At 71.2% G+C, this 22,957-nt stretch carries 23 protein-coding genes and 1 riboswitch; of the genes, 2 read left to right on the top strand and 21 right to left on the bottom strand.

Annotated elements, in window-relative coordinates:
* The first annotated feature begins 156 nt into the window (after positions 1 to 156).
* The gene (locus tag TNCT6_RS07650; protein WP_141357893.1) at positions 157 to 897 is read left to right on the top strand and encodes an LAETG motif-containing sortase-dependent surface protein; all 741 of its coding nucleotides are present in this window, start codon (positions 157 to 159) and stop codon (positions 895 to 897) included.
* Between the two features lie 59 nt (positions 898 to 956).
* Here TNCT6_RS07650 and TNCT6_RS07655 read toward each other — a convergent pair whose 3' ends face one another.
* The 10 genes from TNCT6_RS07655 to rpsB form a co-directional block, all read right to left on the bottom strand.
* The gene (locus tag TNCT6_RS07655) at positions 957 to 1,754 is read right to left on the bottom strand and encodes a maleylpyruvate isomerase N-terminal domain-containing protein (protein WP_141357895.1); all 798 of its coding nucleotides are present in this window, start codon (positions 1,752 to 1,754) and stop codon (positions 957 to 959) included.
* A gap of 9 nt (positions 1,755 to 1,763) precedes the next feature.
* Positions 1,764 to 2,798, bottom strand: a complete 1,035-nt coding sequence (locus TNCT6_RS07660) for an ABC transporter ATP-binding protein (RefSeq protein ID WP_141357897.1) — start codon at positions 2,796 to 2,798, stop codon at positions 1,764 to 1,766.
* Positions 2,799 to 4,400 (bottom strand): iron ABC transporter permease, encoded by a 1,602-nt coding sequence (locus TNCT6_RS07665; protein ID WP_141357899.1) that lies wholly within the window; start codon positions 4,398 to 4,400, stop codon positions 2,799 to 2,801. It abuts the gene before it with no gap.
* Between the two features lie 47 nt (positions 4,401 to 4,447).
* Positions 4,448 to 5,524 carry a thiamine ABC transporter substrate binding subunit gene (locus tag TNCT6_RS07670; protein ID WP_141357901.1) on the bottom strand — a complete coding sequence of 359 codons (1,077 nt, stop codon included), beginning with the start codon at positions 5,522 to 5,524 and terminating at the stop codon, positions 4,448 to 4,450.
* A gap of 81 nt (positions 5,525 to 5,605) precedes the next feature.
* A riboswitch (TPP riboswitch) is annotated at positions 5,606 to 5,711 on the bottom strand.
* A gap of 32 nt (positions 5,712 to 5,743) precedes the next feature.
* Positions 5,744 to 6,850, bottom strand: coding sequence for a 23S rRNA (adenine(2503)-C(2))-methyltransferase RlmN (gene rlmN, locus TNCT6_RS07675; RefSeq protein ID WP_141357903.1), 1,107 nt, complete (start codon positions 6,848 to 6,850; stop codon positions 5,744 to 5,746).
* Between the two features lie 335 nt (positions 6,851 to 7,185).
* Entirely contained in the window at positions 7,186 to 8,364 is a 1,179-nt protein-coding gene (locus TNCT6_RS07680) for a phosphatidate cytidylyltransferase (RefSeq protein WP_141357905.1), read from the bottom strand.
* Positions 8,364 to 8,921, bottom strand: coding sequence for a ribosome recycling factor (frr, locus tag TNCT6_RS07685; RefSeq protein ID WP_064537659.1), 558 nt, complete (start codon positions 8,919 to 8,921; stop codon positions 8,364 to 8,366). Before frr ends, TNCT6_RS07680 begins: the two co-directional genes overlap by 1 nt.
* Before the next feature lie 190 nt (positions 8,922 to 9,111).
* Positions 9,112 to 9,870 (bottom strand): UMP kinase, encoded by a 759-nt coding sequence (gene pyrH, locus TNCT6_RS07690; RefSeq protein ID WP_141357907.1) that lies wholly within the window; start codon positions 9,868 to 9,870, stop codon positions 9,112 to 9,114.
* 210 nt (positions 9,871 to 10,080) lie between these two features.
* Positions 10,081 to 10,917, bottom strand: a complete 837-nt coding sequence (tsf, locus tag TNCT6_RS07695; RefSeq protein ID WP_141357909.1) for a translation elongation factor Ts — start codon at positions 10,915 to 10,917, stop codon at positions 10,081 to 10,083.
* A gap of 158 nt (positions 10,918 to 11,075) precedes the next feature.
* The gene (gene rpsB, locus TNCT6_RS07700; protein WP_141357911.1) at positions 11,076 to 11,981 is read right to left on the bottom strand and encodes a 30S ribosomal protein S2; all 906 of its coding nucleotides are present in this window, start codon (positions 11,979 to 11,981) and stop codon (positions 11,076 to 11,078) included.
* Between the two features lie 270 nt (positions 11,982 to 12,251).
* Between rpsB and TNCT6_RS07705 the strand changes: the two genes are divergently transcribed.
* Positions 12,252 to 12,995 carry a murein hydrolase activator EnvC gene (locus TNCT6_RS07705; protein WP_253266052.1) on the top strand — a complete coding sequence of 248 codons (744 nt, stop codon included), beginning with the start codon at positions 12,252 to 12,254 and terminating at the stop codon, positions 12,993 to 12,995.
* A 389-nt stretch (positions 12,996 to 13,384) separates the two neighbouring features.
* On the opposite strand, the gene TNCT6_RS07710 is transcribed toward TNCT6_RS07705, so the two are convergent.
* From TNCT6_RS07710 to lepB (TNCT6_RS07760), 11 genes are all read right to left on the bottom strand, one after another.
* On the bottom strand, positions 13,385 to 13,942 hold the full coding sequence (locus tag TNCT6_RS07710; RefSeq protein WP_141366222.1) for a TetR/AcrR family transcriptional regulator: 558 nt from the start codon (positions 13,940 to 13,942) through the stop codon (positions 13,385 to 13,387).
* A gap of 75 nt (positions 13,943 to 14,017) precedes the next feature.
* Entirely contained in the window at positions 14,018 to 14,860 is an 843-nt protein-coding gene (whiG, locus tag TNCT6_RS07715; RefSeq protein ID WP_141357913.1) for an RNA polymerase sigma factor WhiG, read from the bottom strand.
* 262 nt (positions 14,861 to 15,122) lie between these two features.
* Complete coding sequence (dprA, locus tag TNCT6_RS07720; protein WP_141357915.1) at positions 15,123 to 16,283, bottom strand: DNA-processing protein DprA; 1,161 nt, start codon at positions 16,281 to 16,283, stop codon at positions 15,123 to 15,125.
* On the bottom strand, positions 16,280 to 17,905 hold the full coding sequence (locus TNCT6_RS07725; RefSeq protein WP_141357917.1) for a YifB family Mg chelatase-like AAA ATPase: 1,626 nt from the start codon (positions 17,903 to 17,905) through the stop codon (positions 16,280 to 16,282). The genes dprA and TNCT6_RS07725 overlap by 4 nt, the downstream gene beginning before the upstream one ends.
* Positions 17,905 to 18,267 carry a YraN family protein gene (locus tag TNCT6_RS07730; RefSeq protein WP_172632826.1) on the bottom strand — a complete coding sequence of 121 codons (363 nt, stop codon included), beginning with the start codon at positions 18,265 to 18,267 and terminating at the stop codon, positions 17,905 to 17,907. Before TNCT6_RS07730 ends, TNCT6_RS07725 begins: the two co-directional genes overlap by 1 nt.
* A 130-nt stretch (positions 18,268 to 18,397) precedes the next feature.
* Positions 18,398 to 18,706 carry a DUF2469 domain-containing protein gene (locus TNCT6_RS07735; protein WP_008745401.1) on the bottom strand — a complete coding sequence of 103 codons (309 nt, stop codon included), beginning with the start codon at positions 18,704 to 18,706 and terminating at the stop codon, positions 18,398 to 18,400.
* A gap of 56 nt (positions 18,707 to 18,762) precedes the next feature.
* Entirely contained in the window at positions 18,763 to 19,302 is a 540-nt protein-coding gene (locus tag TNCT6_RS07740; RefSeq protein WP_141357921.1) for an NUDIX hydrolase, read from the bottom strand.
* Complete coding sequence (gene lepB / locus TNCT6_RS07745) at positions 19,292 to 20,068, bottom strand: signal peptidase I (protein ID WP_141357923.1); 777 nt, start codon at positions 20,066 to 20,068, stop codon at positions 19,292 to 19,294. The genes TNCT6_RS07740 and lepB (TNCT6_RS07745) overlap by 11 nt, the downstream gene beginning before the upstream one ends.
* A gap of 151 nt (positions 20,069 to 20,219) precedes the next feature.
* Positions 20,220 to 21,230 (bottom strand): signal peptidase I, encoded by a 1,011-nt coding sequence (gene lepB, locus TNCT6_RS07750; RefSeq protein WP_141357925.1) that lies wholly within the window; start codon positions 21,228 to 21,230, stop codon positions 20,220 to 20,222.
* A complete protein-coding gene (gene lepB / locus TNCT6_RS07755; protein ID WP_141357927.1) occupies positions 21,118 to 22,209 on the bottom strand; it encodes a signal peptidase I in 1,092 nt (363 codons plus the stop codon). Before lepB (TNCT6_RS07755) ends, lepB (TNCT6_RS07750) begins: the two co-directional genes overlap by 113 nt.
* Complete coding sequence (gene lepB, locus TNCT6_RS07760; protein WP_141357929.1) at positions 22,202 to 22,933, bottom strand: signal peptidase I; 732 nt, start codon at positions 22,931 to 22,933, stop codon at positions 22,202 to 22,204. The genes lepB (TNCT6_RS07755) and lepB (TNCT6_RS07760) overlap by 8 nt, the downstream gene beginning before the upstream one ends.
* Positions 22,934 to 22,957: the final 24 nt, after the last annotated feature.

A 22,957-nucleotide genomic window follows, 5' to 3' on the forward strand; every position in this document is an offset into this window, starting at 1 on the left:
ATGAGGTAAAGTCAACGCCGCTGAGGGGCTGACGGATTGACACTCCCGCCGGAGCGCTTATAAACCTGAGCCTCCTGGGGTTACTGGGAGCTCAGCTTCGTCGTTGCCTCAACACCCCTCAAACCCCCCGCAATTGGGCATCCCGTGAAGGGCAAAGTGGCCATCTTGTCCATATCCCGTCGTACCGCACGCACCGTGCGCATCCTCGGTGTCGCCTCCGCGTCCGCCGCTCTCGCTCTCGGCGCCGCGGGCAACGCGCTCGCCTGCAACATCAAGGAGTTCTCCGCCGAAGCCAAGTGCGACGGCGAGAAGGGCGTCATCGTCGTCACCGACAAGGACCCCTCTCGTACCGAGGCCGTCGTCTCCGTGTTCCTCCAGAACAACGGCGCCGACGCCCGCGAGGTCGGTGAGCTCACGGTGAAGGGTTCCCGTGAGGGCACCACGATCACCTTCGCCGAGGACTGGCAGCCGAACGCCACCTACCGCATCCACGTCAAGGCCGGCAAGGACGGAAAGCTGGTCAACGAGGACATCAAGCCGAACCTGACCACTCCGTCCACGGCTTGCAAGACGGAGACCCCGAGCACTCCGGCCACGCCGTCGGCGCCGGAGACGCCGGCCCCGTCGGCGACGGAGTCGGAGACTCCGTCCGAGTCGCCGTCGGAGTCGGAGTCGGAGTCCGCGGCCCCGACCGCGTCCGCCTCGGAGAGCACCACCGCTCCCGCCGGCAGCGAGAACAACGCTCCGTCGCCCGCGGTCGGTGACTCCAACCTCGCCGAGACCGGCGCCGACTCCAACACCGGCATGATCGCCGGCATCGCGGCCGCCCTGGTCGTCGTCGGCGGTGGCGCGGTCTTCTTCGGCATGCGCCGCCGTGGAGCGAACAGCAACCGCTGACGCCCCACCAGCGCACCACCCGTGGCCCGCACCCGAACTCGGGGGCGGGCCACGGTCGTTCACCCGAAGGTCGCTTGCGTCAGCCAGAACTCCAGCAGCTCCCGCTCGCCGAGTACCTCCAGCTCGGGACTGTCCAGGGGCAGCCGGCTGTAGAACGCGAGCAGCACGGAGGTGAGCGGCCCGCGCAGGGCGACGGCCGCCTTCTCGTGACCGCGGCGCCAGGTGACGCCCTCCTCGGTCAGCTCGATGACCCACTCGGCGTTCAGCCCGGGATCGCCGTCGGTGGCGTGCAGATGGATGCTGCGGCCCGGACCGCGCAGCTCCGGGGCATCCGGGGTCGCCTTCTTCCGCTGGATGAACTCCACGATCTGAAGCCACTCGTCGACGGCGTCGGCGGCCACGTCCGCGGCGACCTCGTAGGGCCGGCCCGCGGCAAGCGCCGCGTCGGCACGGTGGATCGTGATCTCGTGGGTCATACGACGGGCCCAGAAGCCGGTGTCGAGGATCCCGGCCCAGGTCCACACCTTCGTGTCGGGTCCGGCCTCGCGGAGGGTGTCGACGACCGTCCGGCCGGTCTCCGCCAGCCAGGCGTCCAGCGCGGCCGGGTCGCCCTGCTCCTTCGGCCCCTTGGCGAGCGGGACCGCGTCGTCCGGGAGGTTCTCCAGCGCGCGGGTCCGGACCAGCGCCTCCACCCAGCGCAGGGCCCCGCCCATGTGCCGTACGAGCTCCTCCAGCGTCCAGTCCGGACAGGTCGGAACGGTGCCGGACAGATCGGCGCCGGAGGCGAGCAGGGAGCGCAACTCGTCGACTTGGTAAGCGATTTCGTCACAGTAACGGTCGTAGGAAAGCAGCGTCATGACCGCACACTAGGTGCCCTGTGGTCGATCGAGCACCACGATTTCGGTCGTGTCGAACTCCACGGCCACCTCGTCCCCGACCTCCGGTGCCGCGCGCAGGGCGCAGGCGGCTTCCAGGCGGGGGGCGTTGTCGGGCTGGAGGTGGACGGTGACGTGGGTGCCCTTGAAGGTGCGGGCGGTCACCGTGCAGGGCAGTCCCTCGGCGGCGGGGACGAGGCGGACTCCGGCGGGCCGGACGAGGAGGGTGCGGGTGCCCTGGGCCGAGCCGTCGGGGACCGGCACCTTGCCCCACGGGGTGACCGCGACCTCGCCGTCCACGTTCGCCTCCAGCACGTTCTCGAAGCCGAGGAATCGGGCCACGAAGGCGTCCGCCGGCCGCTGCCACACCTCGAGCGGCGTGCCCCACTGGGCGATCCGGCCGTCCCGCATCACCACGACCCGGTCGGCGAGGGCGAAGGCCTCGCCCTGATCGTGCGTGACGGCGAGCACGGTGGTGCCCAACCGCCCGAACAGCTCCCGCAGTTCGACGACGAGACGCTCCCGCAGCGAGCGGTCGAGCTGGCCGAGGGGCTCGTCCAGCATCAGCAGCCGCGGCCGGGGGGCGAGCGCACGGGCGAGGGCCACCCGCTGCTGCTCCCCGCCGGAGAGCGCGGCCACGGCCCGCTGCCCGGCGCCGGGCAGCCCGACCAGCTCCAGCAACTCCCCCACGCGGGCGTCCCGTTCACTCCTCGGGGCGCCCTGCATACGCAGCCCGAAGCCGACGTTTCCGGCCACGTCCCGCTGCGGGAACAGCTGGTGGTCCTGGAACATCAGCCCGACCTCGCGCCGGTGCACCGGTACCCCAGCCTGGTCCCGCCCGTCCAGCAGCACCCGCCCGGAGTCCAGCGGCTGAAGCCCGGCCACCGCGCGCAGCAGCGTCGACTTGCCGCTGCCGCTGGGCCCGAGCACGCACACGATCTCGTGCTCCGCGACCGACAGGCCGACCGCGTCCAGCGCGGCCCGCCCGCCGAAGCGCACGGTCGCGGCCTCAAGGCTCAGCAGCATCTAGAACTCCCCGCTCCGGTCGGTGCGCAGCCGCTCCAGCACCAGCAGCGCCACCGCGCACACCACCATCAGAATCGTCGACAGGGCCATCGCCTGGCCGTAGTTGAGGTCCCCGGGCCGGCCGATCAGCCGGGCCACGGCGACCGGCAGCGTCGGGTTGTCGGGCCGCGCGATGAACACGGTCGCCCCGAACTCCCCCAGTGACACCGCGAAGGCGAACCCGGCGGCGATGAGCAGCGCCCGCCGCACCAGGAGCAGGTCGACCTCCCGCCACACCCGCCACGGCGAGGCCCCGAGCACGGCCGCCGCCTCCCGCAGCCGTGCGTCCACCGCGCGCAGCACGGGCAGCATGGTCCGTACGACGAAGGGCACGCCGACCAGGGCCTGCGCGAGCGGGACCAGGATCCAGGACTGCCTCAGGTCCAGCGGCGGGCGGTCCAGGGCGATCAGGAAGCCGAAGCCGACGGTCACCGCGGAGACCCCGAGCGGCAGCATCAGGAGCGCGTCGAAGCCGCGTACGAGCCGGCCCGCGTCACGGCGGGTGAGGGCCGCGGCGGCGTGAGCGCCGATCACCACGGCGATGGCTGTCGCCGCGGCGGCATAGCTCAGGGAGGTACCGACGGCGTCGATCGGCGCGACCAGGAAGGTGCCGCCGTCCGCGTTCGTCAGCGCCCGGTAGTAGCCGAACCCTGGCGCGGTGAGCGACCGCTGCACCAGCACGGCGAGCGGCAGCACGAGGAGGACGGCGACGGTGGCGAGGACCCCGGCCAGCAGCGTCCACTGCCCGGCGCCGCGCGGCCGGCGGGCGGTCAGCGAGGCGTCGACCAGCTTCAGCGCGGTCTCCCGGCGCCGCACGGTCCAGGCGTGCACCGCGAGGATCGCGCCCACCGCGGCGAACTGGAGGATCGTCAGGACCGCGGCGGTGGCCAGGTCGAAGATCTCGGACGTCTGCCGGTAGATCTCCACCTCGAGGGTGGAGAAGGTCGGGCCGCCGAGGATCTGCACCACACCGAAGGAGGTGAACGTGAACAGGAAGACCATGAGTGCGGCGGCGGCGACCGCGGGCGCGAGCGCGGGCAGGGTGACCTTGCGCCAGGCGGCGAGCGGCGAGGCGCCGAGCATCCGGGCCGCCTCCTCCTGGCGCGGGTCGAGTCCCGCCCACAGGCCGCCCACGGTCCGTACGACGACGGCGTAGTTGAAGAAGACGTGGGCGAGCAGGATCGCCCAGACCGTGGTGTCCAGCCGTACGCCCCACAGTTCGTCGAGCAGGCCGCCGCGCCCGACCAGCGCGAGGAACGCGGTGCCGACCACGACCGTGGGCAGCACGAACGGCACGGTGACGACGGCCCGCAGGACCTGCCGGCCGGGGAAGTCGAGGCGCGCGAAGACATAGGCGCCGGGCAGGGCCACGAGCAGGGTGAGCGCGGTGGAGGCGAGCGCCTGCCAGGTGGTGAACCACAGCACGTGCCGGATGTCGGACTGCCCGAGCACATCGGCGATCCGCCCCAACCGCCAGGCCCCGTCGGCCTCCAGACCGCGCCGGACGATCGCGGCCACGGGATAGGCGAAGAACGCCGCGAAGAACGCGACGGGCACGGCCATGAGACCGAGCCGCGCCGCGTTCCCCGTACGGCGGCCGCGTCGGCGGCCTACCTGAGGACGAGCGAGGTCCACGACTTGACCCACTGGTCACGGTTGGCGGCGATCTTGGCGGGGGCCATGGTCCCGGGGTTCTTGGCCTGGGGGCCGTACTTCGCGAACTCCGGGGGCACCTGGGCGCCTTGGCGCACCGGGTAGACGAACATGTTCAGCGGCATGTCGTCCTGGAACTTCTTGGTGATCAGGAAGTCCAGGAGGGCCTTGCCCCCTTCGGTGTTCCCGGCGTTGGCGAGCAGTCCTGCGTACTCGACCTGGCGGAAGCAGGTGCCCTGCACGACGCCGGTCGGCGCGGTCTTCGGCCGCGGGTCGGCGTAGATGACCTCGGCGGGCGGCGAGGAGGCGTAGGAGACGACGAGGGGACGGTCGCCCTTGGCCTTCCTGCCGCCGGCCGAGCCGGAGAACTCCTGGTTGTAGGCCTGCTCCCAGCCGTCGACGACCTTGACGCCGTTGGCCTTGAGCTTCTTCCAGTAGTCCTGCCAGCCCTTGTCCCCGTACTGGGCGGCGGTGCCGAGCAGGAAGCCGAGGCCGGGCGAGGAGGTGGCGGCGTTCTCGGTGACGAGGAGGTTCTTGTACTCCGGCTCGACCAGGTCGTCGAACGAGGCGGGCGGGGTCAGCTTGTGGTCGGCGAAGTACTTCTTGTCGTAGTTGACGCAGATGTCGCCGGTGTCGATGGGCGTGACCCGGTGCTTCGCCTCGTCGACGCGGTACTGCGGCAGGATCAGGTCCGAACCCTTCGGCTCGTACGACTGGAACAGCCCGTTGTCCAGGGCGCGGGACAGCAGCGTGTTGTCGACGCCGAAGAAGACGTCGCCCTGCGGGTTGCCCTTGGTGAGGATGGCCTTGTTGACGGCCTGGCCGGCGTCGCCGTCCTCGAGGACCTTGACCTTGTAGCCGGAGGTCTTCTCGAAGTCCGCGATGACGCTCTTGGACGCGGCCCACGAGTTGTGGCTGACCAGGGTCACCGTTCTGGAGCCGGCCGAACTCTTCCCGCCCGGCGACGAACCGCACGCCGACAGCGTGACCAGGCCGAGCCCGACCGCCACGGCGGCGAACGTCTTGGTGTGCACTGAAGTCCTCCTGGGGGTTGGCCAGGAAGAGACGCGGCCCTGCCCGGGATCCGCGAGGGACACCCGGGCAGGGCACAACAGCTTGAGTGATGACCGAACTTCCTACCCAGAATGACCTGGGCGAGGTTCAGAGGGTCTGCGGCCGGTGCCGCACTCTCAGCGCTGTGGCGCTCCCCTGTCGGAATATGAAGATGTGTGCGGTATCAGCCTACCGTCCGGCTACCTTTCGGTGGCAGCCAGCTGACCGCAGGCGCCGTCGATCTCCTGACCGCGGGTGTCCCGGATGGTCACCGGCACACCGTGGGCGGCGATCGCCTCGACGAACGCCTTCTCGTCCTCGGGGCGGGACGCGGTCCACTGGGAGCCGGGCGTCGGGTTCAGCGGGATGAGGTTGACGTGCACCGGCCTGCCCTTGAGCAGCCGGCCGAGCCGGTCGCCGCGCCACGCCTGGTCGTTGATGTCCCGGATCAGCGCGTACTCGATGGACAGCCGGCGCCCGGACCTGGCGGTGTACTCGAATCCGGCGTCGAGCACCTCCCGCACCTTCCACCGCGTGTTGACCGGGACGAGCGTGTCGCGCAGCTCGTCGTCCGGTGCGTGCAGGGAGATGGCGAGGCGGCACTTGAAGCCCTCGTCGGAGAACCGGTGGATGGCCGGGACCAGACCCACCGTCGAGACGGTGATCCCGCGCTGGGACAGGCCGAGCCCGTCCGGCTCGGGGTCGGTCAGGGCGCGGATGGCGCCGACGACGCGGTTGTAGTTGGCGAGCGGCTCGCCCATGCCCATGAAGACGATGTTCGACAGGCGCGCGGGACCACCGGGGACCTCTCCGTCCCGCAGGGCGCGCATCCCGTCCACGATCTGGTGCACGATCTCGGCGGTCGACAGGTTCCGGTCGAGCCCGGCCTGTCCGGTGGCGCAGAACGGGCAGTTCATGCCGCAGCCCGCCTGCGAGCTGATGCACATGGTCACCCGGTCCGGGTAGCGCATGAGCACCGACTCCACGAGCGTGCCGTCGAACAGGCGCCACAGCGTCTTGCGGGTGGTCCCCTCGTCGGTCGACAGATGCCGTACGACCGTCATCAGTTCGGGAAGCAGCGCCTCCTGGAGCTTGGCGCGGGATCCGGCGGGGATGTCGGTCCACTGCTCCGGGTCGTGCGCGTACCGCGCGAAGTAGTGCTGCGAGAGCTGCTTGGCACGGAACGGCTTCTCGCCGATCGCGGCGACGGCCTCCTTGCGCTCGGCGGGCGACAGGTCGGCAAGGTGCCGCGGCGGCTTCTTGGCACCGCGCGGGGCGACGAAAGTGAGTTCTCCGGGCTTGGGCATGGTGGTACCAGTGTCGCAGATCCACTCGGGTGGCCCGATCGGCTGTGGACAGCCGGGGGCCGGGGTCAGAAGAGGCCGGCGATCAGTGCGCCGACCCAGGCAGCGTACGTCTTCGTGCGATGCGAGGCACCGCAGTACAGCCGTGGCTTGCGCCGTCCGTCCTGTTTGAGGAGGGCTTCGCACCATCGGCACCGCAGCTCACCGTGATACGTGCCGTCATCCCCCAGCCGAGCCTGCCCCATGGAGAGGACTTTAACGTCGGGCCCGGCAGGTGGTCCACGCGGTAACGGCGTCGAGCCCCCACCCGGCGGGGTGGGGGCTCGGTGGTCGTGGGCTCAGGCGGAGCCGACGAAGAGGACCAACAGGAGCCAGACCACCGGCGCGGTGGGCAGCAGGGAGTCGAGGCGGTCCATGATGCCCCCGTGGCCCGGGAGCAGGGTGCCCATGTCCTTGATGCCCAGGTCCCGCTTGATCATGGACTCGCCGAGGTCGCCGAGGGTGGCGGTGGCGGCGACCGCGAGGCCGAGCAGCAGGCCCTGCCACCAGGCGCCGTCGTCGATCAGGAACTGCATGCACAGCGCGCCGGCCACCATCGCGAAGGCCACCGCGCCCAACAGACCCTCGCGGGTCTTGCCCGGGCTGATGCGCGGGGCGAGCTTGTGCCGCCCGAAGCGCCAGCCGACGGCGTACGCGCCCGTGTCGCTGACGACCGTGAGCACGAGGAAGGTCAGCACGCGGCGCGGGCCGTCGTCCGCGGTCAGCATCATCGCGACGAACGTGGCCAGGAACGGCACGTAGAACGCCGCGAAGACGCCGGCCGTGACGTCCTTCAGGTAGCCCTCCGGCGGTTCCGTCATCCGCCAGACCAGGACCGCGAGCGCGGTCAGCGCCATCGCCACCCAGGCGCCCTCGGCACCCCGGACGTACCCGGCGACCACCATGGCCGCACCGCCGACCGCCAGCGGCACGAGCGGCGCCTTGATGCCCTTGCGCTCGTCGAGCCGACTGGTGAGCTCCCACAGGCCGACCACGACCGCGATCGCGATGACACCCACGAACACGGCCTTGACGACGAACAGCGACACGACGATCACCGCGCCGAGCCCGAGGCCGACGCCTATGGCGGCGCCCAGGTCGCGACCCGCGCTCTTCTTCTGCGGCGCGGGCGCCGGCTGCGGGGCGTCGGGCATGGGCTCCGGATTCTGCGAGGCCGTCCCGTGGGAGGACGGTGTCTGCGGCGTGTCGAGGGGCCACTGCCGCGACGCTTGGTGCGGCGGCTGAGGCGTGTCGTCGCGGTACGGGGTGCCACCCGGCTGGGCGGCACCCCGATCGTCATCCTGGTTTCCGCCGTGAGCGGGCACGACGGGCATGGGGCGGGTCCGCTGGGCGTCATGCGCATCGTACGCGGGACCCGGCGGGGCGGTCCCCGGGACGGGTCCCTGATGGGCGGGTGACCCGTCCGCGGGCCCCCAGTACCCGGCTTGCCGCGGCGCTCCCCAGGAAGTGTCGTTCATCAGACTTCGAGCAGCTCCGCTTCCTTGTGCTTCAGCAGCTCATCCACCTGCGCCACGTACTTCGCGGTGGTGTCGTCGAGCTCCTTCTCCGCACGACGGCCCTCGTCCTCGCCGACCTCGCCGTCCTTGATCAGCTTGTCGATGGCGTCCTTGGCCTTGCGGCGCACGGAGCGGATGGACACCTTGGCGTCCTCGCCCTTGCCCTTGGCGACCTTGATGTACTCGCGGCGGCGCTCCTCGGTGAGCTCGGGGAACACCACGCGGATGATGTTGCCGTCGTTGCTCGGGTTGACGCCCAGGTCGGAGTCGCGGATCGCCTGCTCGATGTTGCGCAGCGCGGTCTTGTCGAACGGGGTCACGACGGCCATGCGCGGCTCCGGCACGGAGAACGAAGCCAGCTGGTTGATCGGCGTCGGCGCGCCGTAGTAATCGGCCACGATCTTGTTGAACATCGCCGGGTGCGCACGGCCGGTGCGGATCGCGGCGAAGTCCTCCTTGGCGACCACGACGGCCTTCTCCATCTTCTCCTCGGCCTCGAGGAGGGTCTCTTCGATCACCACTTGCTCCTGCGTGTCTTGAGTAGGCCCGGCCGCGGTTTCCCTGTCGGGTCCGGCGGCCGGCTTCGTCGCGTCTTCTTCCTGCACGGTTCCCGACCGGCAGCACATTGTCCATCCCCCGGCCAGGGTCCGTCCCGTCCGTCGCCCGGACAGGTCCCTTTCCGGCTTCCCGCGGTGCGGGGACCGCCGGTCAGTCCCGGCTGCCCTGGTCACCCACAAGCGTGCCGATCTTCTCACCCTTGACGGCGCGGGCGATATTGCCCTCCTTCAGGAGCTCGAAGACGACTATCGGGAGCTTGTTGTCACGGCACAGCGTGATCGCCGTCGCGTCGGCGACCTTCAGGTCCCGCGTGATGACCTCCCCGTAGCCGAGGGAGTCGAACTTCACGGCGTCCGGGTTGGCCTTCGGGTCGGAGTCGTAAACCCCGTCCACGCCGTTCTTCCCCATGAGCAGCGCCTCGGCGTCGATCTCCAGGGCGCGCTGGGCGGCGGTGGTGTCGGTGGAGAAATACGGCATGCCCATGCCGGCGCCGAAGATGACCACGCGGCCCTTCTCCAGGTGGCGCACGGCGCGCAGCGGGATGTACGGCTCGGCGACCTGGCCCATGGTGATGGCGGTCTGGACCCGGCTGTCGATGCCTTCCTTCTCCAGGAAGTCCTGCAGGGCGAGGCAGTTCATCACGGTGCCGAGCATGCCCATGTAGTCCGAGCGGGCGCGGTCCATGCCGCGCTGCTGGAGTTCGGCACCGCGGAAGAAGTTGCCGCCACCGATCACGACCGCGATCTGCGCGCCATCGCGTACGACGGCCGCGATCTCACGGGCGATGGCGTGCACCACGTCCGGGTCGACGCCCAGGCCCCCGCCGCCGGAGAAGGCCTCTCCGGACAGCTTCAGCAGAAACCGGCCGTGTACTTTGCCGTCGTCGCTCTTCTGGGCCTTGGTGGTCATGAGATCCCGCCTTTGTTATACGTGGTGCACATGCGAAGAAGGCCATTGCCGGTGGGGCGTGTTTCGCATCCCATGCAGCGGCAATGGCCTCCTCGTCAGATCTGCTGCCGTCCGTCACACGCGTGTACGTGGCTGCACACGCGAGCGACGTGGACGACTGCTGTCGACCCTATCGGGGTCGGGGGTCCGTCGCGGTACGGACCTTGGGACTCAGATGCCGACCTTGATGCGCGTGAAGCGCTTCAGGGTGACACCGGCCTCGTCCAGGACCTTCTGGACCGACTTCTTGTTGTCCAGGGCGTAGGGCTGGCCGAGCAGCGTCGCGTCCTTGAAGAAGCCGTTCAGACGACCCTCGACGATCTTGGCGATCGCGGCCTCGGGCTTGCCCTCGGCGCGGGTGGTCTCCTCGGCGACACGACGCTCGGACTCGACGATGTCGGCCGGCACGTCCTCCTTGGCGAGGTACTTCGGCGCGAAGGCGGCGATGTGCTGGGCGACGCCCTTGGCGACCTCGGCGTTCGGCTTGTCGAGCTCGACGAGGACACCGATCTGCGGGGGCAGGTCGGGCATCGTGCGGTGCATGTACGCGGTCACGAAGCCGTCGGAGAACTGCGCGAAGCGGTCCAGGACGATCTTCTCGCCGAGGTTGGCGTTGGCCTCGTCCACGAACGCCTGGACGGTCTTGCCGGCCTCGATCTCGGAGGCGAGCAGGGCCTCGAGGTCGGCCGGGGAGGTCTTGGCGACGTGCTCGGCGAGCGCGCGGGCGACGGCCTGGAACTTCTCGCCCTTGGCGACGAAGTCCGTCTCGCACTTCAGCTCGACGAGGACACCGGAGGAGTTGTCGTCGGCGATGATCGAGACCACGGCGCCGTTCTCGGCGGAGCGGCCCTCGCGCTTGGCGACGCCCTTCTGGCCCTTGATACGGAGCGCCTCGACGGCCTTCTCGACGTTGCCCTCGGCCTCGTCCAGCGCCTTCTTGCAGTCCATCATGCCGGCGCCGGTGAGCTCGCGGAGCTTCTTGACGTCAGCGGCGGTGTAGTTCGCCATGAGTCTGTGAATCTTTCTCGAAGTCTGGAGGATCGAAGATCTGCACGGTCTGCGATCTACATGTAGATGCAGATGCCCGACTCTGTGCTGACCTACGGGTGAACGGCGGGAGCGGACTTCATGTCTCCGCTCCCGCCGTCAACGCTGGCGCTGACGGGTCAGGCCTGCTCGCCCTCGGCAGCCGGAGCCTCAGCGGCCGGCGCCTCAGCAGCCGGAGCCTCGGCAGCAGGCGCCTCCGCGGCGGGAGCCTCCGCGGCCGGGGCCTCCGCGGCCGGGGCCTCCTCGGCCTTCTTCTCGCCCTCGAGCAGGTCGCGCTCCCACTCGGCGAGCGGCTCGCCCGCGGCCTTCTCGCCCTTGCCCTCGGTGGCGACACCGGAGCGGGCGATGAGGCCCTCGGCGACCGCGTCGGCGATCACGCGGGTGAGCAGGGTGACGGAGCGGATCGCGTCGTCGTTGCCCGGGATCTTGTAGTCGACCTCGTCGGGGTCGCAGTTGGTGTCGAGGATGGCGACGACCGGGATGTTGAGCTTGCGGGCCTCGCCGACCGCGATGTGCTCCTTCTTGGTGTCCACGATCCAGACGGCGCTGGGCACCTTCTGCATCTCGCGGATACCGCCGAGGGTCTTCTCCAGCTTGGCCTTCTCGCGGGAGAGGACCAGGAGCTCCTTCTTGGTCAGACCCGAGGACGCGACGTCCTCGAAGTCGATCTGCTCGAGCTCCTTCAGGCGCTGCAGGCGCTTGTAGACGGTCGAGAAGTTGGTGAGCATGCCGCCCAGCCAGCGCTGGTTGACGTAGGGCATGCCGACGCGGGTGGCCTGCTCGGCGATGGCCTCCTGCGCCTGCTTCTTCGTGCCGACGAACATGACCGTGCCGCCGTGGGCGACGGTCTCCTTGACGAACTCGTAGGCGCGGTCGATGTACGACAGCGACTGGAGCAGGTCGATGATGTAGATGCCGTTGCGCTCGGTGAAGATGAAGCGCTTCATCTTCGGGTTCCAACGGCGGGTCTGGTGACCGAAGTGGACGCCGCTCTCCAGCAGCTCCCGCATCGTGACGACGGCCATGGCCGTACTCCTTGAGTTTCTCGGTTGTGCCGCGAATGCCGGACGGCTTCCGCGCCTGACGCCCTGTTGCGCCGTGCCACGAGGGACCGAGGGGCGCTGACACCGGCCGTCTCCGGTCCGGGTGTCGGGGCGTGCGAAGTCGACCCGGTGACCCGGGTCGCCACCAGAAGTGTACGGGACCCGCGGGGCGCCGGGTGACGCCCCTGTCCACAATCGGTGAGTTGTCCACAGGTTCGGCCGTCGTCGGCGGGGGTGCGGGACGGTGGGCGCATGGTTGAGATGCGTGCGATGCGATGGCCCGTCGGCCCCCGGCGAGGACTGCTGCCCGGGTGGGCGGCCGCGGTGGCGGCCTCTTTGGCGCTGGTGGCGCTCGTGGCCGCGGCGGTGCTGATGGGCTCGGCGGCGTGGGTGGTCCGGGCGGACGACGGCCCCGCCGCGCCGTCCGGTCCTGACCCCGGTCCCGGTCCCGGTCCCAATCCCGGCCCTGACCCTGGCCCTGGCACTGATCCCGGCTCCGGCTCCGGCTCCGGCTCCGGCTCCGGGGAAGGGGATCCGCCGGTGCCGGCCGTGGGCCGGGTGTGGCCGGTGGGGGTGCGCCCCGGGGTGCTGCGCGGCTGGGATCCTCCGGCGACGGTCTACGGACCCGGGCACCGGGGCGTGGACCTGGACGCGTCGCCGGGCGCGCCGGTTCGGTCGGTGACGGCGGGGCGGGTGTTCTTCGCGGGCCCGGTGGCCGGCAGAGGCGTGGTGTCGGTCGAGTTGACGGGCACCGGTGACCCACCGCTGCGGACGACGTACGAGCCGGTGAGGGCGTCGGTGAAGCAGGGCGACGAGGTGGCGGCGGGCGAGGTCATCGGCACCGTGGAGGCGACAGGCAGACACTGCGGAGGTCCGTGCGTCCACTGGGGCCTGCTGCGCGGCAAGACCTATCTGAACCCGCTCCTCCTGCTCCCCCCGTGGCTCCTGAACGGACCGACGAGACTGCTACCGGTGCTGGGGGTGCCGCTGCCCTAGCCGGGGGCGGGCACGCTTCCTGCCCCCAACCGTGGGGCGAGAGCGCCTCCTGGCGCCAACCGAGGGACGGGCGTCCCACCTGTCCCCAGCGTGGGGAGGGCGCGCCTCCTGCCCCCAACCGTGAGGCGAGAGCGCCTCCTGGCCCCAACCGAGGGACGGGCGTCCCACCTGTCCCCAGCGTGGGGAGGGCGCGCCTCCTGCCCCCAACCGTGAGGCGAGAGCGCCTCCTGCCCCCAACCGAGGGACGGGCGTCCCACCTGTCCCCAGCGTGGGGAGGGCGCGCCTCCTGCCCCCAACCGATGGGCAGGCGCGTCTCCCGCCCCAGCCGCGAGGCCGGCGCCCCTCCCGCGATCCCGGTCCGGTCCGTGCCGTCCCGGCCTCCGCCGGCGTCAGCCGCAGACGCCGCGCAGTGCCATCCCCACCGCGGCCTCGGCGATGGCCGCCGGATCCTCCGCGGCACCCAGTTCGATCCGCCGCACCGCCGCGTCCACCACGCCCTGAAGCAGTATCGCCGCCAGCCGCGGCTGCTCGTGCCCCAGCTCCCCCAGCGCCTCCACGATCATGGCGACGAGCCCGCCGTGGGCCGCCCGGATCTTCTCCCGGGCGCAAGCGTCCAGCTCACTCGCCGAGATCGCCACGACGGCCCGGTGCCGTCGGTCCCCGACCAGCTCCAGTTGCTTGCGCACATACGCCTCGACCTTGGCCGCGGGCCCGTCGGCGGAGGCCATCGCGGCCGCGACCTCCGCGGCCCACACAGGGAAGTCGACCTCGCACAGCTCCTCGACCACGGCGGCCCGTGACCGGAAGTACTCGTACACCGACGACCGCGCGAGCCCCGTCCGCTCGGCCAGGGCCGGGAAGGTCAGCGCCTCCGTCCCGCCCTCGGACAGCAGGGTCCGCGCCGCGTCCAGCAGGGCGGCTCGCTGCATCGACCGGTGCTCGGCCACGGAGGCCGCTCGAATCCTTGGCACGTCGACCACTTTACGGACGCGCCACCCGGACCGGGAGGGACTCCACCCGGGTCAGCGCCCGAAGCTCGCCAGCTTCGCGCGCAGCTGAAGCACCGATTTGGTGTGGATCTGACTGACCCGGCTCTCGGTCACACCGAGCACGTTGCCGATCTCGGCGAGCGTGAGGCCCTCGTAGTAGTAGAGCATCACGACCGTCTTCTCCCGCTCGGGCAGCGTGTTGATCGCCCGGGCCAGGAACGTGCGCAGCTCCCGGTCCTCGGCCACCTCCACCGGGTTGTCGGCGGCGGTGTCCTCCAGCGTGTCCATCAGGCTCAGCCGGTCCCCGCCGTCGCCACCGACGTGCAGCAGCTCCTCCAGCGCCACCACGTTGGCCAGCGACAACTGGCTGAAAACAGCGTGCAGCTCGTCGACCGCGATACCCATCTCGGCGGCCACCTCGACCTCCGACGGCGTCCGCCGCAGCCGCGCCTCCAGGGTCGCGTACGCCCGCTCCACGTTCCGCGCCTTCTGCCGCACCGAGCGCGGGATCCAGTCCAGCGCCCGCAACTCGTCGATCATCGCGCCCCGGATCCGCGTGATCGCGTAGGTCTCGAACTTGATCTCCCGTTCGATGTCGAACTTCTCGATCGCGTCGATGAGCCCGAAGACCCCGGAGGAAACGAAATCGGCCTGCTCCACGTTGGGCGGCAGGCCGACGCTCACTCGTCCCGCCACGTACTTCACCAGCGGCGAGTAGTGCAGGATCAGCTGCTCCCGCAGCCGCTCGTCCCCCGTCGCCTTGTACGACCGCCACAGCTCCTCGAGCGTCGAAGGAGCGGGCGGCCGCACGCTGCCACCGTCCCGGGCGGCTTGGGGGATCGCCGCCCGGTCGGGCCCGGAGGTGTGCTGGGGCATTCGTCGCCTTGTGTCGTTCTGCCCTGGAATGCGGGCGTCTGAGTGAGTTGTCGGCCTGAGTCGCTTCTGTGGTCGGAACCACGTGAGCGTAGCGTGACTGATGTGTCGCAGTGCGCGAACGGCGGGGCGTGAAGCATGCGCAGATTCGTTCCGCGATGCGCCCCGCCGGGTCACGCACGTCACCCTCGGTGACCACGACAGCGTCCAACTGCGGGAATCCCCACCGGCGTCGGGCCTCCCCCGGACGGCCGAACACTCTCGGTCAGCACCGCTCACGGCCCTCCCGAGCCGAGATCAGCGCCTGGCGTGTCAACTTCCATCCCTCGCCATGTCGTTCGACGTACCCCAGTGATTGGAGTTCGTACAGTTTCGCGATCGCGTCGTCCGCGGTCGTCCGGGCGTCGCGGGCGACCTCGTCCGGCGTCGCCGCGCCGCGCGCCGGCAACGCGGCCAGAACCTGCCGGGCGTCCGGTTCCAGCAGGTCGCGCGGGAGTACGGGACCGCGCCGGTCCGGAGCGAGTTCGCCCATGTCGCCGACCAGTTCGACGACTTCCGCGGCGTCTCCGACCAGCACCGCCTCGCCGCGCAGGAGCTCGTGGACACCGGCGGAGAGCGCGCTGGTGGCCGGGCCGGGCACCCCCATGGTGTGCCGTCCCAGCCGCTGCGCCGCCCGCGCGGTGACCAGCGATCCGCTGCGGTGGGCGGCCTCGACGACCACGGTGCCCCGGGTGAGCGCCGCGATCACTCGGTTGCGGACGATGAACCGGCTCGGCGTGGGGTGGTCACCGGGCGGCAGTTCGCCGACCACCAGACCCTGCTGGGCGATCCTGGTGATCAACTCGGTGTGCCCGCGTGGATAGGGCCGGTCGACGCCGCAGGCCAGGACGGCAACAGTGGCTCCGCCCGCGGCGAGGGCGCCGCGGTGGGCGGCGCCGTCGACTCCGTAGGCGCCGCCGGAGACCACCACCCAGCCCCGCTCGGCGAGGCCGGAGGCGAGGACCCCGGCCATGTGGGCGCCGTACCGGGTACAGGCCCGGGCGCCGACGACCGCGACCGAGCGCAGCGCCCATATCCGCAGGCCGGGCCGACCGCGCACCCACAGCCCGGTGGGCCGCGCGTCGCCGAGGTCGTCGAGCTGCGCTGGCCACTCGGTGTCCCCGGGGCGTACGAACCGCACACCGGCCTCCCCGGCCGCGACGAGGTCCCGTTCGGGCTCGGCCCGTGCCGCCCGGGCGCACAGCCCCGCCCACCGCTTGCCGGAGACCCCGGCGAGCCGAGGGGAGCCTTTCAGCAGTCGCCGGGCCACCTCCACCGCCCCGAACTCCCGCAGCCACCGCCCGCCGGCCTCGTCCCCGGGCTCGATGACGCGGCTGAGGAGGACCCGGGCGAGCAGTTCGCGGTCGGGGGCCCGGGTGGCGTTCACGTCGGCGCCCCGATGGCCATGGGCACGCCTTGTGGCACTCCGGTGCGCAGTTGCAGCGCCAGGGCGACGTCCGACGCGTCGGGCCGGTCATGGCCGGCGAGGTCCGCGACCGTCCAGGCGACCCGCAGCACCCGGTCCAGTCCGCGCGCGGTGAGGACGCCCCGCTCCAGGCCGCGCTCGGCCTCGTCCATGGCGCCGGCCACCGTGTGCCAGCGGCTGCGCAGCTCGCGGCCGGGCACCTCGCTGTTGGTCCGCCACGGTGTGCCCGCGAGCCGGGCGGACGCGCGTTCCCTGGCGGCCCGCACCCGGTCCGCCACCGCCGCCGTGGCCTCGCCCCGGGCGCCGCGCCGGGTGAGTTCGGAGCGGGTGACCGGGTCCACCTCCACCCGCAGGTCGACCCGGTCGAGCAGCGGCCCGGACAGCCTGGCCTGGTAGCGGCGGACCATCGAGGGCGGGCACTCGCACAGGGTGTCCCGCAACGAGAACCGGCCGCAGGGGCACGGGTTGGCCGCGAGCACCATCAGGAACTTCGCCGGGAACCGCACCACCCCGGCGCTACGGGCGATCACCACATGGCCCGCCTCCAGCGGCTGGCGCAGGGCGTCGAGCGCGTGGCTGCTGAACTCCGGGGTCTCGTCCAGAAAAAGCACACCTCGATGGGCGAGCGACACCGCCCCCGGCCTGGCGACGCCCGGGCCGCCGCCGACGAGGGCCTGCATGGTGGCCGAGTGGTGCGGGGCGCAGTAGGGGGCGAGGTCGATCAGCGGTCTGCCCGGCGGCAGGAGTCCGGCCACCGAGTGGATCGCAGTGACCTCCAGGGACTCCTCCCGGGCGAGACGGGGCAGCAGTGCGGGAAGCCGCTCGGCCAGCATGGTCTTGCCCGCGCCCGGCGGCCCTTCGAGGAACAGGTGGTGCGCCCCGGCCGCGGCGACCTCCACCGCCGTACGGGCCGAGACCTGGCCGACGACGTCGGCGAGGTCGTGTCCCTGGTCCTGCTGGGCGGCGCCCACGCTGTGCATTCCGGCGGCCGCGCCCATGCCGGGCAGGCGCAGGCCGGCCAGCAGCGGGTCCGGTCGTCCCTGCCCGTCCGGTTCCTCCTCGGGCACCGGCTCGTCGGTCAGCACCGCGATGAGCTGCCGCAGGCTGCGGACACCGAGGACGGAGACTCCGGGCACCAGCGAGGCCTCGGCGGCGGCGCACTCGGGCACGACCACCTGCTCGTACCCGGCGTCGGCGGCGGCCAGCACCGCCGGCAGGATGCCCCTGACCGGACGCACCCGCCCGTCCAGGCCGAGTTCCCCGATCATCACGATGTCGGCGAGCACGCGGGGATCGATCCGTTCGGCGGCGCCGAGCACCGCGCAGGCCACGGCCAGGTCGAAGCCGCTGCCGGCCTTGGGCACCGAGGCCGGGCTGAGCCCGACCGTGAGCTTCTTCTGCGGCCACTCGCCACCGGAGTTGACCACCGCGGCCCGCACCCGGTCCCGGCTCTCGGTCAGGCTCTTGTCCGGCAGGCCCACCAACGTGAAGGCGGCGACACCCGGTTCGAGGTCGGCCTGCACCTCGACAACCACGCCCTCGACACCGACGAGGGCCACGGAGCACGTACGCGCGAAGCCCATCAGGCGGCCCCCCGTACGTGCTCGACCACGGGAGCGCCGCGCCGGGGCAGCAGGACGCCGACGAGGTCGATACGGACGCCTCCGGGCGGCGCCCCGCCATGGGACTGGATCCAGCGTTCCGCGAGGCCGCGCAGTCGCTCGGCCTTCTCCGGCGTGACCGCGGCCATCGGATGCTCGAAGAGCCCCTCCCGGCGGGTCTTCACCTCACAGACGACCAGGACGTCGCCGTCCCGGGCCACGATGTCGATCTCGCCGGTCCTGCCGCTGCGCCAGTTGCGCTCCAGGACCGTCATGCCGGTCTGGGTCAGCCGCCGGGCCGCCAGGCCCTCTCCGTACCTGCCGAGCGCGCTTCGTGCGTTCATGTCGGCACCACCTCCGGCGCCCACGGTCACGCATCCGGCCCCACGGAGTGGATCTTGGTGGGCTACTCACCGGTTGTGGACAACGCTGTCACTCACACGAGTGCCAGCGAGAGAGGACCGCTGACGCCCCTCACCCGCCCGGCAGCTCCAGATCGGTCTTGTTCAGCTCCTCAATGTTCACGTCCTTGAACGTGAGGACGCGTACCTGCTTCACGAACCGGGCCGGCCGGTACATGTCCCACACCCAGGCGTCGGCCATCGACACCTCGAAGAACACCTCACCCTGTACTGAGTGGACCTGCATCTCGTAATCGTTGGTGAGGTAGAAGCGCCGCTCGGTCTCGATCACGTATTTGAACAGACCGACGACATCGCGGTACTCCCGGTAGAGCTTGAGCTCCATCTCGGTCTCGTACTTCTCGAGGTCCTCGGCGCTCATGGCATGTTCCCCTTCAGCCGTGCGATCCCACCATTGTGCGCCAGTCCCATGAGGCCCTAGACGATTTCGGTGTCGAGGGTCACGGGCCCGGCCGGGGGACCTTCGTCGAGCAGTGTGCGCAGCAGCTCGGCGAGTCTGGTCGGATACACCGTCTCATGTGCCCGGATCAGTTCCTGACACGTCCACCAGCGCGCTCCGGCGACGCTGCGCCGCTCCAGCTCGGTCAGGGCCGTGGCCTCGATCGCGGTCCGGTCCGTACGGGCCAGGTAGTACCACTCGTCCTGGTTCCAGCGTCGGCCCGCGAACGGGAACGAGCATGTGCGGCGCCACAGCACCGGGCCGAGTTCGACCTCGGTGATGCCGGTCTCCTCGGCGAGTTCCCGCAGAGCGGCCTCCTCGCGCGTCTCGGCACCCTCCAGGCCGCCGCCCGGGGTGAACCACCAGTCGTCGGCCGGGTCGTCCGGCTCGTGGCCGTGCAGCAGCAGGATGCGGTCCTCGGGGTCGAGCAGGACCACCCGAGCGACCTTCCGCAGTCCGCCGCGGTGACCGTCCGTGCCCTCGGCGTCCCCGGCGTCCCCGGCGTCCTCAGCGAGCACCGGCCGACTCCGTCCGGGTGCGGGCGCGCGAGCCGCCCAGCCGTGTCGCGATCGGGCCGTAGGCGCCCCCGGCGAGGACCAGGACGGCACCCGCCACGATCATCGTGGCGATCGTGCGCAGCGGGCCCGGCTGCGAGAAGGCGCCGAGCGCCTCGAAGCCGGTGGGGCGGTCCAGCAGGCCCTTCATGGGCCACACGACGGCGTCGACCCGGGCGTCCACGGCGTCGCGCGAGACGGTCCCCGCGGCCGCGTCCGTGAGGTGGGCGGTGGAGTCCAGGGAGCCCTGACGCTCGTCGCCGAGCAGGAACAGCCGGCCCTGGGGCACCTTCACGGTCGGGAAACCGCCGGCCTCGGCGTCGGCGCCCTTCAGGTACCGCTCGTCGATCTGCTTGCCGTTGACCGTCAGCTTGCCCTGCTCGCAGCAGGAGACGGTGTCGCCGCCGACGGCGACCACCCGTTTGATCACGGCGGAGTTCTGCACCCAGTTCGTGTCGTGGAAGACGACCACGTCACCGCGGTGCACCTGACCGCCCTCGACCCGCTGGGCCAGCACCCGGTCGCCGATGCCGATCGTCGGCGCCATGGAACTGGTGGGCACGGTGTACGGGCGGTAGATCACCGCCGCCCACGCGAATCCCGCGAGGAACAGCACCAGCCCCACGGCCACGGCGAGCCCGGACAGCCGCTGCCCGGCCTTGCCGCCCACCGGGTCCCTGCCTGTGCCGCCGCTGCGCGGGGCCGTACGCGTCGTGCTCTCGCCACCCATGGACCCGAACCCTACCGGGCGGTACCGGAACGGGGCAGCCCCTCCTTCCGGGCCACCGCCGCACCCTCCACGAGGACTTCACAGCGGCGGCGGACGGTACTGGCGGAAGCCTCCGCACCGCCGCACTGCCCCGGCTCGGCGGCCCAGCGGCTCAGCGGCTTCCCGTGGCCGTCGTCGGGGTGCCCGTACCGGCCGCGGCCTTCGCGGCCCGCCTGCGCCGCCACAGCGCCACCGGCACGACCGCGGTCAGGGCCACGCCCTGGGGGGCCACCGTCAGGGCACCCGCCGCAGAGGAGTGATCGTTGATGCCCTGCTGGTCGAAGGTCTCCGGGACCGGCAGCGTGCCCCAGCGGTTGATCGGCCAGGCCTTGACGATGGCACGGCCGACGACGTCCTTGACCGGGACCATGCCGTGGTTCTTGTCGGTCTGGTTGTAACGCGAGTCCCGGGAGTTCTGCCGGTGGTCGCCCATCACCCAGATGTAGCCCTGGGGCACGTGCACCGTGAACTGGCCGCCCTGGTCGTCGACGCTGCACGGCGTGTTGCCCGGGTAGACGTACGGCTCGTACAGCGGCTTGCCGTTGACCGTCAGCGGGCCGGTGTTCTTGCACTCGACGGTGTCGCCGCCCACGCCGACGACGCGCTTGATGAGGTCCTTCTCCTCCGCGGACGGCATCAGGCCGATCCAGCTGAGCACCGTCTGCAGCGCGTTCGGGCTGGCCGCCGGCTCGCCCGCCAGCCAGTCGTCCGGGTCGTGGAAGACGACGACCTCGCCGCGCTCGGGCTCGGAGCCGAACCACGGGGTCAGCTTGTCGACCAGGACACGGTCGCCCCGCTGAAGGGTGTTCTGCATCGAGTCCGAGGGAATCGAGAACGCCTGTACGAGGAAGGTCTTGATCAGCAGCGCCAGCACCAGCGCGATAACGATCAGGATGGGCAGCTCTTTCCAGAAGGAGCGGGGCTTCCTCGCCTCGGGGGTGCTGCCCCCGCTCCCCTGGTCACCGCTGTGGTTGTGCTCCGTCACCGTGCCGTCCTCGGCTGTCTCGCTCTCACTCCCGGAGGTCACGGCGCTGCGCGCAGCGGGGTCCGCCGCTCCCTCGGGGTGTCCGCGGTGCTCCTCGCCGTCGTGTCCGGACCGTGCGCCAACCGCCACATCCCCCACGCCAACTCCTCACTCCGTGCCGCCGCCTGCCCCGTGCGCGGCGCAGGCCCACCACTCCCATAACGAGCGGGAGTTCCGCAGGGCTCGGGAGTCGAACCGATCCGTTCGGATCGTCTGGTACAACCCTATGCGACAGGCGGGGAGCGGCGGTCGACCCAGCCGCCGCGTCGGGCACCGAAGAAAAGGTTTTCGGCTCCTTCAGCATGGTCCAGTGGCCGACGGGCCAGCCGATGACCATGGCCCGCCCCACCACCGAGTTCTCCGAGACGGTTCCGCCGTACGGGGTTTCCTGGTGGGCGCGCGAGTCGGCGGAGTTGGCCCGGTGGTCGCCCATCACCCACAGTCGGCCCCGGGGGACGGTGATGTCGAACTGGGTGTTGGAGGGGGCGTTGTCCGGATACAGGTAGTCGCCCTCGTTCAGGGGAGCGCCGTTGACGGTCACCCTGCCCTGCGTGTCGCAGCACTTGACGTGGTCACCACCGACGCCGACGACCCGTTTGATGAGGTCCTTCTCGTCGTCGGAAGGCAGCAGGCCGATGAAGGTGAGACCCTGCTTGACCTGCTTGACCCCGACGGGGTCGTCCTTCTGGGCGGTCTGCTCGCCGGCCAGCCAGCCGCCCGGGTCGTGGAAGACGACGACGTCGCCGCGCTGCGGCTTGGCACCGAACCACGGGGTGAACTTGTCGACCAGGACCCGGTCGCCGATCTGGATCGTCTGCTCCATGGAGCCCGACGGGATCACGAAGGCCTGCACGAGGAAGGTCTTCAGCACCAGGGCTATGAGCACGGCGACGCCGACGAGGAGCGGTATCTCCCGGACCGCGGAGCGCCTGCGCCGCCGCTTGACCTTGCGTTGCAGCTTGCGCCGCTCGGCGCGGGTGCGGCCGCCGGCCGGACCCGCGGTGCGCCGCGCCCCGGTGGGCAGGAGGTTGTCGGCGGCGTTGGCGGAGACGCCGCGCGGTCGGCCGCGGCTACCCATGGCTGCCGCCCGCATGGCCGGCGGCGGGCACGCGCGCGTAGGCGTCCGGCCGGTGCAGGTGGGTCCGGTGGCCGAAGGGCCAGACGATCCAGTCGGCCCGGCCGATCACGTCGCCGACCGGGATCATGCCGCCGCCCGGCGAGCCCAGATGGTCGCGGGAGTCGCTGGAGTCGCCCCGGTGGTCGCCCAGGACGAACAGGGTGCCCTCGGGCACGACGACGTCGAAGGGCACGGCCGAGGGGCTGTCACCGGGGTAGAGGAACGTCGACTCGTCGACCGACCGGCCGTTCACCTGGATCCTGCCCTCCTTGTCACAGCAGACCACATGGTCTCCGCCTACACCCACAACGCGTTTGATGTAGTCGCCGTCCCCGAAGTACCCGGTGCCGTCGAACACGACGACATCGCCGCGCCGCGGCACGGCTCCGAAACGGTACGCCAACTTGTTTACGGCGACGCGGTCCCCGATCCTCAATCCCGGCTCCATGGATCCGCTCGGAATCTCGAACGGCTGCATCACGAACGTGTTGAGGAGCAGCAGGAAGGTCAGGCCGCTCAGCGCGGTCAGGGTGATCCTCCCGCCGGGAAGCCACTCGGTGATCCGCGACATCAACGCGAAACGCGACCGTTCCTCCGGCCCCCGCGCCCCCGGGGTCTCACCGGGTTCGCCGTCACAAGGGCGGGAGGAGCGGTCGCGCTCCGTCTGCTGTGCTTCGGTGTCCATCGGGGCCGAATGTTATCCGGCCCC

The organism is Streptomyces sp. 6-11-2, assembly GCF_006540305.1.
GTDB lineage: Bacteria > Actinomycetota > Actinomycetes > Streptomycetales > Streptomycetaceae > Streptomyces.

Excerpts from the sequence above, each read along its gene's own strand:
- TNCT6_RS07655 (WP_141357895.1), bottom strand. The coding sequence starts at position 1,754 with ATGACGCTGCTTTCCTACGACCGTTACTGTGACGAAATCGCTTACCAA.
- TNCT6_RS07660 (WP_141357897.1), bottom strand. The coding sequence starts at position 2,798 with ATGCTGCTGAGCCTTGAGGCCGCGACCGTGCGCTTCGGCGGGCGGGCC.
- TNCT6_RS07665 (WP_141357899.1), bottom strand. The coding sequence starts at position 4,400 with ATGGCCGTGCCCGTCGCGTTCTTCGCGGCGTTCTTCGCCTATCCCGTG.
- rlmN (WP_141357903.1), bottom strand. The coding sequence starts at position 6,850 with ATGCCCAAGCCCGGAGAACTCACTTTCGTCGCCCCGCGCGGTGCCAAG.
- TNCT6_RS07680 (WP_141357905.1), bottom strand. The coding sequence starts at position 8,364 with ATGAACGACACTTCCTGGGGAGCGCCGCGGCAAGCCGGGTACTGGGGG.
- pyrH (WP_141357907.1), bottom strand. The coding sequence starts at position 9,870 with ATGACCACCAAGGCCCAGAAGAGCGACGACGGCAAAGTACACGGCCGG.
- tsf (WP_141357909.1), bottom strand. The coding sequence starts at position 10,917 with ATGGCGAACTACACCGCCGCTGACGTCAAGAAGCTCCGCGAGCTCACC.
- rpsB (WP_141357911.1), bottom strand. The coding sequence starts at position 11,981 with ATGGCCGTCGTCACGATGCGGGAGCTGCTGGAGAGCGGCGTCCACTTC.
- TNCT6_RS07705 (WP_253266052.1), top strand. The coding sequence starts at position 12,252 with ATGGTTGAGATGCGTGCGATGCGATGGCCCGTCGGCCCCCGGCGAGGA.
- whiG (WP_141357913.1), bottom strand. The coding sequence starts at position 14,860 with ATGCCCCAGCACACCTCCGGGCCCGACCGGGCGGCGATCCCCCAAGCC.
- TNCT6_RS07725 (WP_141357917.1), bottom strand. The coding sequence starts at position 17,905 with ATGGGCTTCGCGCGTACGTGCTCCGTGGCCCTCGTCGGTGTCGAGGGC.
- TNCT6_RS07730 (WP_172632826.1), bottom strand. The coding sequence starts at position 18,267 with ATGAACGCACGAAGCGCGCTCGGCAGGTACGGAGAGGGCCTGGCGGCC.
- TNCT6_RS07735 (WP_008745401.1), bottom strand. The coding sequence starts at position 18,706 with ATGAGCGCCGAGGACCTCGAGAAGTACGAGACCGAGATGGAGCTCAAG.
- lepB (WP_141357923.1), bottom strand. The coding sequence starts at position 20,068 with ATGGGTGGCGAGAGCACGACGCGTACGGCCCCGCGCAGCGGCGGCACA.
- lepB (WP_141357927.1), bottom strand. The coding sequence starts at position 22,209 with ATGGGTAGCCGCGGCCGACCGCGCGGCGTCTCCGCCAACGCCGCCGAC.
- lepB (WP_141357929.1), bottom strand. The coding sequence starts at position 22,933 with ATGGACACCGAAGCACAGCAGACGGAGCGCGACCGCTCCTCCCGCCCT.